We start from the raw sequence: 15,878 nt of genomic DNA, 5'->3' as shown, positions 1-15,878 counted from the left end.
CATGAGCGACAGCCCAGCACCCCTCGCCGACCCGCACATCGCCTTCGATCCGGCCGAAGGCCGCCGGGACGTCGTCGTCCTCGGCTCCACCGGGTCCATCGGCACCCAGGCCATCGACCTGGTGCTGCGCAACCCCGGCCGGTTCCGCGTCACCGCGCTCTCCGCCGCGGGTGGCCGGCCCGGGCTCCTCGCCGAGCAGGCGCACCGGCTGCGCGTCCGCACGGTCGCCGTGGCCCGTGAGGACGCGGTGCCGGCCCTGCGGGAGGCGCTGGCGGAGCGGTACGGGACCGAGCCGCTCCCCGAGATCCTCGCCGGCCCGGACGCCGCCTCCCGGCTCGCCGCGTCCGACTGCCACACGGTCCTCAACGGCATCACCGGCTCCATCGGCCTGGCCCCGACGCTCGCCGCCCTCGAAGCCGGCCGCACCCTGGCCCTCGCCAACAAGGAGTCGCTCATCGTCGGCGGCCCCCCTGGTCAAGGCCGTCGCCAAGCCCGGCCAGATCATCCCGGTCGACTCCGAGCACGCCGCGCTGTTCCAGGCCCTCGCCGCCGGCACCCGCGCCGACGTCCGCAAGCTCGTCGTCACCGCGTCCGGCGGCCCCTTCCGCGGCCGCACCCGCGCCGAGCTGGCCGGCGTCACCCGCGAGGACGCCCTCGCCCACCCCACCTGGGCGATGGGCCCCGTCATCACCGTCAACAGCGCCACGCTCGTCAACAAGGGCCTGGAGGTCATCGAGGCCCACCTGCTGTACGACATCCCCTTCGAGCGCATCGAGGTCGTCGTCCACCCGCAGTCCTACGTGCACTCGATGGTGGAGTTCACCGACGGCTCCACCCTCGCCCAGGCCACCCCGCCCGACATGCGCGGCCCCATCGCCATCGGCCTGGGCTGGCCCGAGCGCGTTCCGGACGCCGCCCCCGCCTTCGACTGGTCCACGGCGTCCACCTGGGAGTTCTTCCCGCTCGACACGGAGGCGTTCCCCTCCGTCGGCCTGGCCCGGCACGTCGGCGGACTGGGAGGCACGGCCCCGGCCGTGTTCAACGCCGCCAACGAGGAGTGCGTCGACGCCTTCCTCGCCGGCGCGCTGCCCTTCACCGGCATCATGGACACGGTCACCGAGGTCGTCGCCGAGCACGGCGCACCCGACCCGGGAACCCCGCTGACGGTCGAGGACGTCCTGGAAGCGGAGGCATGGGCCCGCTCCCGGGCCCGCGAGCTGGCCGCCGAGGCCGCAGGAACGACCGTGGAGGTCCGCGCATGACCGTACTGCTGACGATCCTCGGCATCGCGCTGTTCGCCGTGGGACTGCTGATCTCCATCGCCTGGCACGAGCTGGGCCACCTGTCCACGGCCAAGCTGTTCGGCATCCGCGTCCCCCAGTACATGGTCGGCTTCGGCCCGACCCTCTGGTCCCGCAGGAAGGGCGAGACGGAGTACGGGATCAAAGCCGTCCCCCTGGGCGGCTACATCCGCATGATCGGCATGTTCCCGCCCGGCGAGGACGGCCGCGTCGAGGCCCGCTCCACCTCCCCCTGGCGCGGCATGATCGAGGACGCGCGCTCGGCGGCGTACGAGGAACTGCAGCCGGGCGACGAGAAGCGGCTGTTCTACACGCGCAAGCCGTGGAAGCGCGTCGTCGTCATGTTCGCCGGACCGTTCATGAACCTGGTCCTCGCCGTCGCGATCTTCCTCGGCGTCGCCATGTCGTTCGGCTTCGCCACGCAGACCACCGAGGTCGCCGGCGTCCAGAGGTGCGTCATCGCGCAGAGCGAGGAGCGCGACACGTGCGCCAGGGGCGACAGGGAGTCCCCGGCCCACGCCGCCGGCCTGAGGGAGGGCGACCGGATCGTCGCCTTCGACGGCGAGCCCGTCGCCGACTGGGCCGAGCTGTCCGGCCGCATCCGCGACACGATCGGCCCCGCCACGATCACCGTCGAGCGCGACGGCCGGCGGCTCGACCTCCACCCCGTGCTCGAGAAGAACATGGTGGTGAAGAAGGACGCCGACGGAGAGGCGGTCCCCGGCGAGTACGTCCCGGCCGGCTACCTCGGCTTCGCGGCCAGGACCGAGATCGTCCCGCTCACCTTCGGCCAGTCCGTGGACCGCATGGGCGACATGATCGAGGACGGCGTCCACGCCGTCGTCGCGCTCCCCGGCAAGGTCCCCGACCTGTGGGACGCCACCTTCGGCGACGGCGAGCGCGGGGCCGACTCCCCGGTCGGCATCGTCGGCGCCGCCCGCATCAGCGGCGAGGTCATGAACCTCGACGTGCCGACGCAGAACATCGCCGCGTCGTTCCTGCTGGTCCTCGCGACGTTCAACCTGTCGCTGTTCCTCTTCAACATGCTGCCCCTGCTGCCTCTCGACGGCGGCCACATCGCGGGCGCCCTGTGGGAGTCGGCGCGGCGTCACCTGGCGAGGCTGCTGCGCCGCCCCGACCCGGGCCCCTTCGACGTCGCGAAGCTGATGCCGGTGGCGTACGTCGTCGCGGGCGTCTTCGTCTGCTTCACGGTGCTGGTGCTCCTCGCCGACATCGTGAACCCGGTGAGGATCTCGTAGCCCGCACCCCGCTCCCGGGCGGCCCGGACGGCGGCCGGACGGCCGGGAGCCTCCGGTCGCCGCCCGGGAGCGGCACGCCCCGCCGTGGTGTGCCGCCGGGCGTGGCCCACCTGTAATCTCGGAGCCCGGAGCCCGCCGATACCGGGACCTCGATCACACCTTGGGGTTGCACAGCAGATGACCGCGATTTCTCTCGGCATGCCGTCCGTTCCGACCAAGCTGGCCGAGCGCCGGAAGAGTCGGCAGATCCAGGTCGGTCCCGTCGCCGTGGGCGGTGACGCGCCCGTGTCGGTGCAGTCCATGACCACGACCCGTACGTCCGACGTCGGCGCGACGCTCCAGCAGATCGCCGAACTGACCGCGTCCGGCTGCCAGATCGTCCGCGTGGCCTGCCCCACGCAGGACGACGCTGACGCGCTCCCCGTGATCGCGAGGAAGTCGCAGATCCCGGTCATCGCGGACATCCACTTCCAGCCGAAGTACGTGTTCGCCGCCATCGAGGCCGGCTGCGCGGCGGTCCGGGTGAACCCGGGCAACATCAAGCAGTTCGACGACAAGGTCAAGGAGATCGCCCGGGCGGCGAAGGACCACGGCACCCCGATCCGCATCGGGGTGAACGCCGGTTCCCTGGACCGGCGGCTGCTGCAGAAGTACGGCAAGGCCACCCCGGAGGCGCTGGTCGAGTCCGCCCTGTGGGAGGCGTCCCTCTTCGAGGAGCACGGCTTCCACGACATCAAGATCTCGGTGAAGCACAACGACCCGGTCGTGATGGTCAACGCCTACCGGCAACTGGCCGAGCAGTGCGACTACCCCCTCCACCTCGGGGTCACCGAGGCGGGACCGGCCTTCCAGGGCACGATCAAGTCGGCGGTGGCCTTCGGCGCGCTGCTGTCGGAGGGCATCGGCGACACCATCCGCGTCTCCCTGTCGGCCCCGCCGGCGGAGGAGGTGAAGGTCGGCATCCAGATCCTGGAGGCGCTGAACCTGCGCCAGCGCCGGCTGGAGATCGTCTCGTGCCCGTCGTGCGGCCGCGCCCAGGTCGACGTGTACAAGCTCGCCGACGAGGTGACCGCGGGGCTCGAGGGCATGGAGGTCCCGCTGCGCGTCGCCGTCATGGGCTGCGTCGTCAACGGCCCCGGCGAGGCCCGCGAGGCGGACCTGGGCGTGGCCTCGGGCAACGGCAAGGGACAGATCTTCGTGAAGGGCGAGGTCATCAAGACGGTGCCCGAGTCGAAGATCGTCGAGACGCTGATCGAGGAGGCGTTGAAGATCGCCGAGCAGATGGAGAAGGACGGTGTGCCCTCCGGGGGCCCGAGGTCTCCGTCGGCTGACCCTCCCGCCCCGCCGGCGCCCCGGCCCCGGCCCCGGCTCGCGGAGGCGGGGCCGGCACGGGGCCACGCGGACGCGGGGCGGCGGACACGGCCGGCCGCCGGAAGGACGCCGGGCGGCCCCGGGGGCGGAGCGGCCCCCGGGGAGAGCGCCCCGCACGGTCGCGGTGCCGCCGGGTACAGTGCGGGAACCGACAGACCCACTGGTGAGGCCCCCGTGTTGACGCACACCACCACCCGGGTCCTCGAGCCCGGGGACCTCGGCGCCGCGCTCGCAGTCCTCGACAGCGAGCCCGTCGCCAACACGTTCGTCACCGCCCGCGTCCGGGCCGCCGGCCTCGACCCGTGGCGCCTCGGCGGCGAGATGTGGGGCTGGTACTCCGGGGGGCGGCTGCGCTCCCTGTGCTACGCGGGCGCCAACCTCGTCCCCGTCTGCGCCACCCCCGAAGCGGTCCGCGCCTTCGCCGACCGCGCCCGCCGCACCGGCCGCCGCTGCTCCTCCATCGTCGGCCCCGCCGAGCCGACCGCCGAGCTGTGGCGCCTCCTCGAACCCGGCTGGGGCCCCGCCCGCGACGTACGGCCCCACCAGCCGCTGATGGTCGCCGAGCGGCCCGCCGCCGACGTGGAGCCGGACCCGCTGGTCCGCCGCGTCCGCAAGGACGAGATGGACCTGATCATGCCGGCGTGCGTGGCGATGTTCACCGAGGAGGTCGGCGTCTCCCCGACGGCGGGCGACGGCGGGCTGCTGTACCAGGCGCGCGTCGCCGAACTGGTCTCCTCCGGCCGGTCCTTCGCGCGCGTGGAGGACGGCCGGGTCGTCTTCAAGGCGGAGATCGGCGCGGCCACGCCCAGGGCGTGCCAGATCCAGGGGGTCTGGGTCGCCCCCGAGTACCGGGGCCGGGGCCTGTCGGAGACCGGCATGGCCGCCGTCCTGCGGTACGCCCTCGCGGACGTGGCGCCGGTGGCCAGCCTGTACGTCAACGACTACAACAAGCCCGCCCGGGCCGCGTACCGCAGGGTCGGCTTCCGCGAGGTGGGCGCGTTCATGAGCGTGCTGTTCTGAGGGCGCGGACGCGACGTAGGGTTCGGCTATGGATGACGCCGCGGTGGTCGGACCGCTCGACCTGACGGCACGGGTGGACGACGCGCTGGCCGTGCAGGCCCTCGCCTTCGGGCTGAGCGGGGCCGAGGTCGCGGTGCGCCGCCACATCGTGGTCCGCCACATGGCCTGCCGGGGCGCCCGCGCGTACGGCGCGACCACCCCCGACGGGCGCCTCGTCGGCTTCGTGTACGGCATGCCCAACGACCGCGCCCACTGGTGGTCGACGGTCGTCCAGCCCTACCTGGTCCGCGAGGGCAACGAGGACTGGCTGGACGACTCGTTCGTCATCACCGAGCTCCACGTCCACCCCGCCCACCAGGCCCGCGGCATCGGCACGGAGCTGATCACCACCATCACCGGCACGGCGCGGGAGCCCCGCTCGATCCTCTCGGCGATCGACACGGAGAGCCCCGCCCGCAGGCTCTACCGCTCCCTCGGCTACGAGGACCTCGCCCGCCGGGTCCACTTCCCGAGCGCCACCCGCCCGTACGCGGTGATGGGCGCCCCCCCTGCCCCTGCGCGGGCGGCGGGCCGGCGGCGGGCCGGGCACCCCGGGGCGGCCCGGGCGGCGCGACCCGCGCGGCAACTGATTTCCGCAGGCCGGGGCCGCCCGGCTAACCTCCTGCCCATCACACTTTTCACCGCAGGAGAGATCCCCATGGCCCAGGTCCAGCGCATGTCCCGGTTGATGGTCAAGACACTGCGCGACGACCCGGCGGACGCCGAGACGCTCAGCCACAAGCTGCTCGTCCGCGCCGGCTACGTCCGCCGCAACGCCGCCGGCATCTGGTCCTGGCTGCCCCTGGGCAAGAAGGTCCTGGAGAACGTCTCCCGCGTCGTGCGCGAGGAGATGGACGCCATCGGCGCCCAGGAGGTCCTCCTGCCCGCCCTGCTGCCGAAGGAGCCGTACGAGGCGACCGGCCGCTGGGACGAGTACGGCGCCGAGCTCTTCCGCCTCCAGGACCGCAGGGGCGCCGACTACCTGCTCGGCCCCACCCACGAGGAGATCTTCACCCAGCTCGTCAAGGACCAGTGCGCGTCCTACAAGGACCTGCCGGTGATCCTCTACCAGATCCAGACCAAGTACCGCGACGAGGCCCGCCCCCGTTCGGGCATCCTGCGCGGCCGCGAGTTCCAGATGAAGGACTCGTACTCGTTCGACACCACCGACGAGGGCCTCGCCGAGTCGTACCGCCTGCACCGCGAGGCGTACGTCAGGATCTTCGAGCGCCTCGGCCTCCGCCACAAGATCGTCTCCGCGGTCTCCGGCGCCATGGGCGGTTCGGCCTCCGAGGAGTTCCTGGCCCCCCGCCGCGGCCGGCGAGGACACCTTCGTGTACTGCCCGTCCTGCGACTACGCGGCCAACACCGAGGCCGTCACCTTCCCGGCCGGCGAGGCCGCCGACGGCTCCGCGCACGGCCCGGTGGAGGAGCTGGACACCCCGGACACGCCGACCATCGAGACGCTCGCCGAGCACCTCGGCGTCCCCGCCTCCGCGACCCTGAAGAACCTCCTGGTCAAGGTCGACGGCGAGATCGTCGCCGTGGGCGTCCCCGGCGACCGCGAGGTCGACCTCGGCAAGCTGGAGGACCACCTCGCGCCCGCCGTCGTCGAGATGGTCACCGCCGAGGACTTCACCGGCCGCCCCGACCTGGTGCGCGGCTACGTCGGCCCGCAGGGCCTGGAGAAGGTGCGCTACATCGCCGACCCCCGCGTCGCGCCCGGCACCGCCTGGATCACCGGCGCCAACAAGCAGGACAAGCACGCCGGGAACGTCGTCTGCGGCCGCGACTTCCAGGTCGACGACTACCTCGACGTCGTCGTGGTCGAGGAGGGCGACCCCTGCCCGCAGTGCGGCACCGGCCTGAAGCTGGACCGCGCCATCGAGATCGGCCACATCTTCCAGCTCGGCCGCAAGTACACCGACGCCTTCCAGCTGGACGTGCTCGGCCAGAACGGCAAGCCGGTCCGCGTCACCATGGGCTCGTACGGCGTCGGCGTCTCCCGCGCGGTCGCGGCCCTGGCCGAGCAGACCGCCGACGACAAGGGCCTGTGCTGGCCGCGCGAGATCGCCCCGGCCGACGTCCACGTCGTCGCCGCGGGCAAGGCGCTCCAGACGGAGCTGGCCCTGGACGTCTCCGAGAAGCTCCGCGAGGCCGGTCTGCGCGTCCTCGTCGACGACCGGGCGGGCGTGTCGCCGGGCGTGAAGTTCACCGACGCCGAGCTGATCGGCGTGCCGCGGATCCTCGTCGCCGGCCGCCGCTCGGGGGAGGGCGTGGTGGAGCTGAAGGACCGCCGCACGGGCGAGCGCGAGGAACTGACCGTCGACGAGGCGGTGGCCCGCCTCACCGCCGAGTAGCCGCCGGGCGGTCCCCGGCGGCGTTCCTCAGAGGCATCCCGCCGTACCGGCGCCGTCGTCCCCCGGGGGCGGCCGGCGCCGGTGCGGGCACGGGCGGCGCGGACTCCGGGCGCGGCGGGTCCCAGGGCGCGGCCGCGACGGGGTCGCCCGGGGCGGCGGCGAGCCCGGGGCGCCCGGAGCGCGTCCCGGGCCCCTCCGGTTCCCCGCGGCGCCCGGGCCGCCGCTCCGCGGCCTCGGCGGACCGCTCGAGGAAGCGCAGCAGCTCCACCGGGATCGGCAGGACGAGCGTCGAGTTCCTCTCGGCGGCGACCGCCATCACCGTCTGGAGCAGCCGCAGCTGGAGCGCCGAGGGCGTGTCGGACATCTCCCGCGCGGCCTCCGACAGCTTCCTGGACGCCTGCAGCTCCGCGTCCGCGTTGATCAGCCGGGCCCTGCGCTCGCGGTCCGCCTCGGCCTGCCGGGCCATGGAGCGCTTCATGGTCTCGGGCAGCGACACGTCCTTGATCTCCACCCGGTCGATGGTGACGCCCCACTCGACGGCCGGATTGTCGATCATCAGCTCCAGCCCCTCGTTGAGCTTCTCCCGGTTGGAGAGCAGGTCGTCCAGGTCGCTCTTGCCGATGATCGAGCGCAGCGACGTCTGCGCGATCTGCGAGACGGCGAACCGGTAGTCCTCGACGCGGATCACGGCCTCGACGGGGTCGACGACCCTGAAGTAGATCACCGCGTCGACCCGGACGGTGACGTTGTCGCGGGTGATGCCGTCCTGAGCGGGCACGGGCATCGTCACGATCTGCATGCTCACCTTCCGCATGCGGTCGGCCAGCGGGACGATCAGGGTGAGTCCCGGCCCCCGCACCCGGTTGTGCAGCCGTCCGAACCGCAGGACCACGCCCTGCTCGTACTGCTTGACGACCCGGAGGGCGGCTCCGGCGTACGCGAGGGCGGCCGAGCCCGCCAGCACGGCCGCGGTCAGCAGTTCCTCGCCCATGACGACCCCCTGCCGTCGAGTCGAACCGGGAGCGGTGGAAGGGTTATGCCCCATAGTGCACCCATATGGGCGGGTCGGACAGTGCTCCCGTGGTCACGCGCCCGCGGTACGGGTCCCCGGCCGCCCGGGTGCGGGTCCCCGGCCGCCCCGGGCCCGGCCGGTCACAGCCAGCCCGCGAACTCCAGCAGGGGCTCCGCCTCGCGGCCCCGCCCGGCCGCCAGCGCGCGGACCCCCGCCTCGACCGCCCGGAACAGCGTCCAGCCGCGCAGCCGCTCCCGGTCCACGTCCAGGCCGTCCGCCAGCCCGTCCACGCGCCGCCGCGCCGCCGCCGCGCCGGACGCCTCCGCCACCAGGTCCTCGACCCGGTCGCGTGCCAGCCGCGCCAGGTCGTACGCCCGCTCGCCCACCACCGGCTCCGGCCCCACCGCCAGCCACGGGGACCGCTCGCCGGCCAGCACCTTGCCCTGCCGGAAGCAGCCGTGCAGCAGCAGTGCCTCGGGCACGTCCGCCAGCAGCCCGTCGCGGGCCTCCAGCGCGGCCGCCACCAGGGCGCCCGCCGCCCCGTCCGTCCGGTACGCGGCCATCGCCCCCGCCATGCGCGCCGTCCGCTCCGCCACCGACTCGAAGCGGTGCCCCCGGGGGCTCCCACCCACAGCCGCCGCACCGCGCCGGCGGCCTCCAGCAGCGCCTTCGCGTCCGGCAGGGACCGCAGCGACACCTCCGGCCGCAGCCGCTCCAGCGGCAGTCCGGGCCCGTCGCCGGCGTCGTCCAGCAGCCGCACCGCGCCCCGGCCGTCCCAGTGGGCGAGCGCCTCCCGCTCCAGGTCGGGCGCGGCGAACGGCGGCGCCAGCTTCAGCGCGGCCCGCTCCCCGCGGGCCCGCCGCGCCAGGACCACCACGCTGCTGCGGCCACCCGGCTCCACCACCCGCTCCGCGGTCATGCCGCGCCCGGACAGCGCCCGGCGCGCGGTGTCCGGCAGCCCGGCGAGCCACGCGCCCGCCGCGGCCCCGCCGTACGTCTCGCCGAGTGCCCGGACCAGACGGCGCGGCGGTTCGGGCACGGGGGCGTCAGCGGCGCGGACCATGCGTGCGGGGCCACCTTTCGGTCCTGCGGCGCGAGCCGCGCGGGGAGCGGGGCTCACGGTCGCTCGGCGAGTCCGGGAAAGGCTACGCCGCGCCCGCGCCAGCGCACGGCCCGCACCGCCGCCTCGCGCAGCGCGGCCGCCGCGTCCCGGCGCAGCGAGCCCCCGGCGGCCCGTACGAGGTCGGCGTACGCGCCCGCGATCCGGTCCTCCAGCACGGCGGCCAGCCGCACCGCCGCCTCCCCGTCCGCGGCCGGGAACGGCAGCGCGTACGCCGGCGCCGCCACGGCCGGCGTGCCGCCCAGGTCCCGCACGGTCCGGGCCGCCGCATCGCGCCGCGCCCGGTGCGCCGCGTGGGCCTGCGCGGCCTCCGCCCGCCCGGCCGCGTCGACCCGGGCGCCGACCACGCCGTACCCGTACACCGCGGCGTGCTCCGCCGCCAGCACCGCCTGCGCGGCCTCCAGGGCGCTCATCCCCGGCTCCCCGCGCCGAGCAGGAACGCCTGCGCCGCCCCCGCCGCGGCGACCGACGCCAGCAGGCGGGCCAGTTCCGGGGGCGCGCCGACGAGGGCCGCGGTGTGCGCCGCCGCGGTACGGGACGCCAGCGCGGCCAGCTCCCCGAGCGCGGCGCCCGGCTCGGCCGGCACGCCCTCGGGGAAGGGGTGCGGCGCCGGTGACGGCGCGCCGGCCGGGCCGGGCGCCGCTCCACCGGCCGGCGCCGGGGGCGCCGTCCCGGGGACCGGGCCGTCCCGCGGCTCCAGCGCCGCCAGGTGGCGGACCGTCACCTCGCGGAGCGGGGCCACCCGGGAGCCGAGGGCCGGATGGGCGCCCAGCACCTCGTCGCAACCGGCCAGCAGCACCCCGCTCACCGCCGCCGACCTGCGGCGCAGGATCGTTTCGGCGCGTCGCGCCCGCTCGGCCGCGGAGGGGCGCGACGCGCCGGGACGGTCGCCTCCGCCGGAACCCGGCCCCGAGCAGCCGGCCGGCGCCGTGGCCGCCGTCGCCGCCGCGAGCACCCGCCTCCGCGTCAGCCCCGTGCGCCCCACGCCTCACTCCTTCGGGTACACCAGTCGAAGATCACCGCAGGCGAGCGTACCCGCGGGTCGGTCCGGGGTGGACGGCAACACCCCTCGGGACCGGATACCCTTTGTCTGACACGCGACGAACCCACAACAGCACACGCGGCCGAGGAGTCACCCGGATGAGCACCACCCAGAGCGAGAGGCTGCGCGGGCTGCTGGAACCGCTCGTCACCGCCAGGCAGCTGGATCTGGAAGAGATCGAGGTGTCCCGGGCCGGCCGCCGCGGGGTGCTGAGGGTCGTCGTCGACTCGGACGACGGCGTGGAACTCGACGCCGTCGCCGACCTGAGCCGCGCCATCTCCCAGGCGCTCGACGAGACGGACGCGATGGGCGAGGGCGAGTACGTCCTCGAGGTGAGTTCGCCGGGCGCCGACCGCCCCCTCACCGAGCACCGCCACTTCGTGCGCGCCACCGGCCGCCTCGTGAGGTTCCGGCTGCACGAGGGGGCGACCTCGTCGCCCGCGTCCTCGGCGTGGACGACGAGGGGCTCGACCTGGAGGTGCCGGGCGTGAAGGGGCGCAGGCCCACCGCCCGGCGGGTGGAGTTCCCCGAGGTCGCCAGGGCGCGCGTGGAGATCGAGTTCAACCGCAAGGACAAGAAGGAAGAGGAGGAGGCGTAGCCGTGGACATCGATGTGAAGCTCCTTAAGGGCTTGGCACATGAGAAGGAGATCCCCTTCGAGCTGCTGGTCGAGGCGATCGAGTCGGCCCTCCTCATCGCCTACCACCGCACCGAGGGAGCCCGCCGCCACGCCCGCGCCGTGCTGGACCGGCAGACCGGCCACGTGACGGTGTGGGCGAAGGAGGACCCCGCCGACCTGGAGGAGGGGCAGGAACCCAAGGAGTTCGACGACACCCCGTCGGACTTCGGCCGCATCGCGGCGACCACGGCCCGCCAGGTGATCCAGCAGCGGCTGCGCGACGCCGAGAACGACATGACGTTCGGCGAGTACGCGCGCCGCGAGGGCGACATCGTGGCCGGCGTCGTCCAGCAGGGCAAGGACCCCAAGAACGTCCTGGTCAAGCTGGACGACAAGCTGGAGGCGATCCTCCCCGTCCAGGAGCAGGTGCCCGGCGAGGAGTACCCGCACGGCCTGCGCCTGCGCACCTACGTCGTCCGCGTCGCCAAGGGCGTGCGCGGACCGTCCGTCACCCTGTCGCGCACCCACCCCAACCTCGTGAGGAAGCTGTTCGCGCTGGAGGTCCCGGAGATCGCCGACGGTTCCGTCGAGATCGCCGCGATCGCCAGGGAGGCCGGCCACCGCACGAAGATCGCCGTGCGGTCGACGCGCTCCGGGCTCAACGCCAAGGGCGCCTGCATCGGCCCGATGGGCGGCCGGGTGCGCAACGTCATGGCCGAGCTGCACGGCGAGAAGATCGACATCGTCGACTGGTCGGACGACCCGGCGGACATGGTGGCGAACGCCCTCTCCCCGGCACGCGTCTCCAAGGTCGAGGTCGTCGACCCGGCCGCCCGGTCCGCCCGCGTCACCGTGCCGGACTACCAGCTGTCCCTGGCGATCGGCAAGGAGGGCCAGAACGCCCGCCTCGCCGCCCGTCTCACCGGCTGGCGCATCGACATCCGCCCCGACACCGAGCAGGCCTCGCCGCCCGCCGGGGAATAGGCGTCCCCGCGGTCACGTTGTGCCACAGCGGGACCACGGCGGGATCACGACAACGACCGTTCGATTTTCGCCTCGAAGAGGTGAGGTCGGTGCGGGGAGGTAGACTTGTACGTGTCTGGCCGGACGCACGACCGCGCACGCCCTGAGCGAACCTGTGTGGGATGCCGGGAGCGGGCGGCCAAGAGCGATCTGTTGCGCATCGTGGCGACCGAGGGTGTGTGCACCCCCGATCCACACGGTACGCTGCCCGGTCGGGGTGCCTATGTGCATCCCGACCAGTCCTGTCTCGATCTGGCGGTCCGCCGCCGGGCGTTCCCCCGGTCCCTCCGGGTCCGGGGTCCGCTCGACACCGCGCACGTCCGCCGTCACCTCGAGCAGGCGACACCGTAAGAAGCACGGCACGGGGAGAGCCCGTGCGGTCAGGTACCTCGCGAGTGGAAGTAGGTCGAGATTGCGATGAGCACTCGATGAGTACGCGATGAGTACGCCCATGAAGTAGCGACGGTCCGGCGGTAACCGGACCTCAAAGGAGCGAAGTGGCTAAGGTCCGGGTATACGAACTCGCCAAGGAGTTCGGTGTGGAGAGCAAGGTCGTCATGGCCAAGCTCCAGGAACTCGGTGAATTCGTGCGTTCGGCGTCCTCGACGATCGAGGCGCCGGTTGTCCGTAAGCTGACCGACGCTTTGCAGGGACCCGGCTCCGCCGGCAAGTCCGCTGCCAAGCCCGGCGCGCCCCGCAAGGCCGCGCCCCCCGCCCCCGCCAAGCGCGAGGGCGGCACCCCCGCGCCCGCCAGGCCCGCCGCGCCCTCACCGGCGCAGGCCGGGGGCACCCCCCGCCCGACGGGAGAGCGTCCCGCGGCCCCGAAGCCCGGCGCCCCCGCGCCGAGGCCCGCGGCGGCGGAGAGGCCCGCGGCGCCGGCCCCCGGCCCGCGCCCCACCCCGGGTCCGAAGCCCGCCCCGGCCGCCAGGCCGACCCCGGCCCCGACGAAGCCCGAGTTCACCGCGCCCCCGTCGGCCCCCGCGGCCGGCCCCCGGCCCGGTGCCGCCCCCGGCCCCCCGCCCCGCCGCGCGTCCCCAGACGCCCGGCGGCCAGCAGGGCGGCGGACGCCAGGGCGCCCCGCGCCCCGGTGGCCAGCAGGCCCCCCGTCCGGGCGGCCGCCCCGCCGGCCCGCGCCCGGGCAACAACCCGTTCACCTCCGGCGGCTCCACCGGCATGGCGCGCCCGCAGGCGCCCCGTCCGGGCGGTGCCCCGCGTCCCGGCGCCCCGGGCGCTCCCGGCGGCCCGCGTCCGCAGGCCCCCGGCCAGGGCGGTCCGCGTCCGCAGGCGGGTCCCGGCGGCCCGCGCCCCACGCCCGGCTCCATGCCGCGTCCCCAGGCCCCGCGCCCGGGCGGCGGCCCCGCCGGCAACCGCCCGAACCCGGGCATGATGCCGCAGCGTCCCGCCGCCGGTCCGCGTCCCGGCCCCGGCGGCCGCGGTCCCGCGACCGGTGGCCGTCCGGGTGGTCCCGGCGGTCGTCCCGGTGGCGGCGGCGGCTTCGCCGGCCGTCCCGGTGGCGGCGGCGGCTTCGCCGGCCGTCCCGGTGGTGGCGGCGGCGCCGGCCGTCCCGGTGCCCCGGGTGGCGGCGGCTTCGGCGGCGGTCGTCCCGGCTTCGGCGGTCGTCCCGGCGGCCCCGGCGGCCGTGGTGGCACGCAGGGCGCGTTCGGCCGTCCGGGCGGTCCCGCCCGCCGCGGCCGCAAGTCGAAGCGCCAGAGGCGCCAGGAGTACGAGGCCATGCAGGCCCCGTCCGTGGGCGGTGTGATGCTCCCCCGCGGCAACGGCGAGACCGTTCGCCTGTCGCGCGGTGCGTCCCTCACCGACTTCGCCGAGAAGATCAACGCCAACCCGGCGTCGCTCGTCGCGGTGATGATGAACCTCGGCGAGATGGTCACCGCCACGCAGTCCGTCTCCGACGAGACGCTGCAGCTCCTCGGCGACGAGATGAACTACACCGTTCAGATCGTCTCGCCGGAGGAGGAGGACCGCGAGCTGCTCGAGTCCTTCGACCTCGAGTGGGGCGAGAACGAGGGCGGCGAGGAGTACCTCGCCCCGCGTCCGCCGGTCGTCACCGTCATGGGCCACGTCGACCACGGAAAGACCCGCCTGCTCGACGCGATCCGCAAGACGAACGTCGTCGCGGGCGAGGCCGGCGGCATCACCCAGCACATCGGCGCCTACCAGGTCGCGACCCAGGTCAACGACGAAGAGCGCAGGATCACCTTCATCGACACCCCGGGTCACGAGGCGTTCACCGCCATGCGTGCCCGCGGTGCCAAGTCCACCGACATCGCGATCCTCGTGGTGGCGGCGAACGACGGCGTGATGCCCCAGACGATCGAGGCGCTGAACCACGCCAAGGCGGCCGACGTGCCGATCGTGGTCGCGGTCAACAAGATCGACGTCGAGGGCGCCGACCCCGTCAAGGTGCGCGGTCAGCTGACCGAGTACGGCCTGGTGGCCGAGGAGTACGGCGGCGACACGATGTTCGTCGACATCTCCGCCAAGCAGGGACTGCACATCGACTCCCTGCTGGAGGCCGTGATCCTCACGGCGGACGCCTCGCTCGACCTGCGGGCCAACCCGGAGCAGGACGCGCAGGGCATCGCGATCGAGTCGCACCTCGACCGCGGCCGCGGTGCCGTGGCGACCGTCCTGGTCCAGCGCGGCACGCTGCGGGTCGGCGACACGATGGTGGTCGGCGACGCGTACGGCCGCGTCCGGGCGATGCTCGACGACAAGGGCAACAACGTCGAGGAAGCGGGTCCGTCGACCCCCGTCCTGGTCCTGGGCCTCACCAACGTCCCGGGCGCCGGCGACAACTTCCTCGTCGTCGACGAGGACCGCACGGCCCGTCAGATCGCCGAGAAGCGCGCGGCGCGGGAGCGCAACGCCGCCTTCGCCAAGCGCGTCCGCCGGGTGTCCCTCGAGGACCTCGACAAGGTGCTCAAGGCCGGTCAGATCCAGGAACTCAACCTCATCATCAAGGGCGACGCGTCCGGTTCGGTCGAGGCCCTCGAGTCCTCGCTGCTCCAGCTCGACGTCGGCGAAGAGGTCGACATCCGGGTCCTGCACCGCGGTGTGGGTGCGGTCACCGAGTCCGACATCGACCTGGCGATGGGCTCCGACGCCATCGTCATCGGCTTCAACGTCCGCGCGGCCGGCCGTGCCGCGCAGATGGCGGAGCGCGAGGGCGTCGACGTCCGGTACTACTCGGTGATCTACCAGGCCATCGAGGAGATCGAGGCGGCCCTCAAGGGGATGCTCAAGCCGGAGTACGAAGAGGTCGAGCTCGGCACGGCGGAGATCCGCGAGGTCTTCCGCTCGTCCAAGCTGGGCAACATCGCGGGTGTCCTCATCCGGTCCGGCATGGTCAAGCGCAACACCAAGGCGCGCCTCCTGCGCGACGGCAAGGTCGTCGCGGAGAACCTCAACATCGAGGGTCTGCGCCGCTTCAAGGACGACGTCACCGAGATCCGCGAAGGCTTCGAGGGCGGTATCAACCTCGGCAACTTCAACGACATCAAGGTCGACGACGTCATCGCGACGTACGAGATGCGCGAGAAGCCGCGCGGCTGACCCGGCCGGCGCGACTGCACAGCGGAAGCCGGGGCCGGTCGGCGGAAGGAATTTCCGTCGATCGGCCCCGGCCGCTGCGTGTACGGTTCGGATGTCCCCGCCGCTGAAGGCGGGGGCCCACCGAACCCGAACCGGCGGGA

7 protein-coding genes and 7 pseudogenes are annotated in these 15,878 nt (G+C 74.2%); 10 read left to right on the top strand and 4 right to left on the bottom strand.

The window, feature by feature from the left end:
• Position 1: 1 nt before the first annotated feature.
• The 6 genes and pseudogenes from dxr (at position 2) to LUW75_RS04750 (ending at position 7,350) form a co-directional block, all read left to right on the top strand.
• A pseudogene (gene dxr / locus LUW75_RS04775) lies at positions 2–1,262 on the top strand (1-deoxy-D-xylulose-5-phosphate reductoisomerase).
• Positions 1,259–2,560 (top strand): M50 family metallopeptidase, encoded by a 1,302-nt coding sequence (locus LUW75_RS04770; protein ID WP_250334511.1) that lies wholly within the window; start codon positions 1,259–1,261, stop codon positions 2,558–2,560. The pseudogene dxr and the gene LUW75_RS04770 overlap by 4 nt, the downstream one beginning before the upstream one ends.
• Before the next feature lie 177 nt (positions 2,561–2,737).
• A pseudogene (ispG, locus tag LUW75_RS04765) lies at positions 2,738–3,874 on the top strand (flavodoxin-dependent (E)-4-hydroxy-3-methylbut-2-enyl-diphosphate synthase); the annotation flags it as partial.
• Positions 3,875–4,252: 378 nt separating this feature from the next.
• Positions 4,253–4,951, top strand: coding sequence for a GNAT family N-acetyltransferase (locus tag LUW75_RS24905; protein WP_250337544.1), 699 nt, complete (start codon positions 4,253–4,255; stop codon positions 4,949–4,951).
• Positions 4,952–4,979: 28 nt separating this feature from the next.
• Positions 4,980–5,375 (top strand): annotated as a pseudogene (locus LUW75_RS24560) (GNAT family N-acetyltransferase); the annotation flags it as partial.
• Between the two features lie 273 nt (positions 5,376–5,648).
• Positions 5,649–7,350 (top strand): annotated as a pseudogene (locus LUW75_RS04750) (proline--tRNA ligase).
• Here the strand turns inward: LUW75_RS04750 and LUW75_RS04745 are convergent.
• The 4 genes and pseudogenes from LUW75_RS04745 to LUW75_RS04730 form a co-directional block, all read right to left on the bottom strand.
• Positions 7,337–8,341: a slipin family protein gene (locus tag LUW75_RS04745; protein ID WP_250334510.1), complete on the bottom strand. Its 1,005-nt coding sequence runs from the start codon at positions 8,339–8,341 to the stop codon at positions 7,337–7,339. The pseudogene LUW75_RS04750 and the gene LUW75_RS04745 sit on opposite strands and share 14 nt — an antisense overlap.
• A 161-nt stretch (positions 8,342–8,502) precedes the next feature.
• Positions 8,503–9,425, bottom strand: a pseudogene (locus tag LUW75_RS04740) (aminoglycoside phosphotransferase family protein).
• 53 nt (positions 9,426–9,478) lie between these two features.
• Positions 9,479–9,895: a DUF4439 domain-containing protein gene (locus LUW75_RS04735; RefSeq protein WP_250334509.1), complete on the bottom strand. Its 417-nt coding sequence runs from the start codon at positions 9,893–9,895 to the stop codon at positions 9,479–9,481.
• Entirely contained in the window at positions 9,892–10,467 is a 576-nt protein-coding gene (locus LUW75_RS04730; RefSeq protein ID WP_250334508.1) for a hypothetical protein, read from the bottom strand. Before LUW75_RS04730 ends, LUW75_RS04735 begins: the two co-directional genes overlap by 4 nt.
• Before the next feature lie 155 nt (positions 10,468–10,622).
• On the opposite strand from LUW75_RS04730, the pseudogene rimP reads away from it, so the two are divergent.
• The 4 genes and pseudogenes from rimP (at position 10,623) to infB (ending at position 15,738) form a co-directional block, all read left to right on the top strand.
• Positions 10,623–11,122: pseudogene (rimP, locus tag LUW75_RS04725) on the top strand (ribosome maturation factor RimP).
• A 2-nt stretch (positions 11,123–11,124) separates the two neighbouring features.
• Positions 11,125–12,126, top strand: coding sequence for a transcription termination factor NusA (gene nusA / locus LUW75_RS04720; RefSeq protein WP_250334507.1), 1,002 nt, complete (start codon positions 11,125–11,127; stop codon positions 12,124–12,126).
• Positions 12,127–12,237: 111 nt separating this feature from the next.
• Positions 12,238–12,516 (top strand): YlxR family protein, encoded by a 279-nt coding sequence (locus LUW75_RS04715; protein ID WP_250337543.1) that lies wholly within the window; start codon positions 12,238–12,240, stop codon positions 12,514–12,516.
• Positions 12,517–12,662: 146 nt separating this feature from the next.
• Positions 12,663–15,738 (top strand): annotated as a pseudogene (gene infB / locus LUW75_RS24555) (translation initiation factor IF-2).
• Positions 15,739–15,878: the final 140 nt, after the last annotated feature.

The organism is Streptomyces sp. MRC013, from assembly GCF_023614235.1.
GTDB lineage: Bacteria > Actinomycetota > Actinomycetes > Streptomycetales > Streptomycetaceae > Streptomyces.
This window is presented reverse-complemented; position numbering and strand designations above follow the sequence as displayed.